The sequence below is a fragment of the Terrabacter sp. FW104-15G4B genome (assembly GCF_058790095.1).
In genome coordinates this window covers 1-1,291 of record NZ_JBYTCI010000066.1, presented here as the reverse complement: position 1 = coordinate 1,291, position 1,291 = coordinate 1, and the positions used below count along the sequence as shown (strand labels likewise).

The 1,291-nt window shown below is 65.1% G+C and carries 2 protein-coding genes; one reads left to right on the top strand and one right to left on the bottom strand.

Features of this window, described 5'->3' with window-relative positions; genetic code table 11:
* A partial coding sequence (locus tag AC3WRT_RS20625) for a DUF1800 family protein (RefSeq protein ID WP_492725274.1) occupies positions 1-305 on the bottom strand: 305 nt, incomplete at its 3' end.
* 174 nt (positions 306-479) lie between these two features.
* Between AC3WRT_RS20625 and AC3WRT_RS20620 the strand changes: the two genes are divergently transcribed.
* Positions 480-1,106 carry an acetyltransferase gene (locus AC3WRT_RS20620; protein ID WP_492725273.1) on the top strand — a complete coding sequence of 209 codons (627 nt, stop codon included), beginning with the start codon at positions 480-482 and terminating at the stop codon, positions 1,104-1,106.
* Positions 1,107-1,291: the final 185 nt, after the last annotated feature.

Here is a 1,291-nt window from a genome sequence, read left to right as displayed (position 1 = left end):
GGCCAACGAGTCAAGACGGCGTCCATCGCCGTGTCCGGAACCTTCGTCAACGGAGCCAGCTGCGCGTCGAGCCAAGCGGTCGTGCCCGTCGCGCGGACCTCGGCGACCAGCGCCGGCGTCGGACCAAAGGTGGCACGGCGCAGCAGGTGCAGGACCGGGTCCAAGGTGGTGGCCGCGACCATCGCGCTCGGAGCGGCCGTCGTCGTGGCGGCCGCGGCCGTCGTCGCCGTCGCCAGGACAGCGCCTCCACCGAGGCCGGAGAGCACGCCTCGTCGGCCAAGGAAGGAGGCAGTCTGTTCGCTCATCTTAAAAACGGTACATATCAGAATCGCCGTTGACCGGGTTATCGGACATTTCGGTCAGGTCACCTCGATCCGGGCCGGGCAGGTTCGAACCGAGGTGGCCCGACTGCGTCTGCGCCCCAACGCGCGCCCTGAGACTGCATGGATCCTCGCTTATCTACGCGTAGGTTCATCGTCATGACACAAAGGGCATACATCATTGGCGCTGGTGGCTTCGGGCGAGAAATGCTCGACTGGCTGAACCAGTCAACCGAGTTGGAGTTCGCAGGCTTTCTGGACGACGGCAACCCGGACGAGGGCCGCTTGCGCCGGATAGGCGCTGAACACGTCGGCCGATCCGACGACCTCTCCACCATCGATGGCGTCTACTACGTGGGCGTGGGAGCACCTCACGTTCGCCAGGCGCTCGTCGAGAAGGCTGACGCGTTGGGCGCTGTCTCAGGCCCGCCGATCATCCACCCAACTGCGGTCCTGGGCTCCGACGTCGAGATCGGAGACGGCTCAGTGATCTGTCCTGGGGTCTTGATCACGACGAACATCCGGATAGGTCGGCATGTCCATCTGAACCTCAACGCGACCGTCGGGCACGACGCCGTGCTCTCCGACTACGTCACCGTCAACCCTGGGGCCACCGTGTCCGGCGATGTTGTCCTCGACGAGGGAGTGATGATCGGCACAAACGCGGCCATCAACCAAGGCATCCACATTGGCCGCCGCTCAGTCGTCGGCTCGGGGGCGGCTGCGACTAAGGATATCGCCGCGGACACCGTCGCCGTCGGAGTCCCCGCGCGTCCGCGTGGCTGAGCCACGTCGTCAAACAGGAGAGCGGTGAAGCGCAGGCCAGTATTGCTGACGATTTGAACCCTCTGAATCACGTAGCCGCGATGGGCCGGAGCCGACCCGCCGCTGCTGCTTATGCTTTCGCGGTGAACATCCCGAGTCGGTCGGTGCTGAGGAGGGGGAAGACAGTGCTGGAGGAGATCTGGGCG

What these genes read in the sequence shown, in the direction of transcription:
- AC3WRT_RS20620 (WP_492725273.1), top strand. Translation starts at nt 480, where the DNA reads ATGACACAAAGGGCATACATCATTGGCGCTGGTGGCTTCGGGCGAGAA.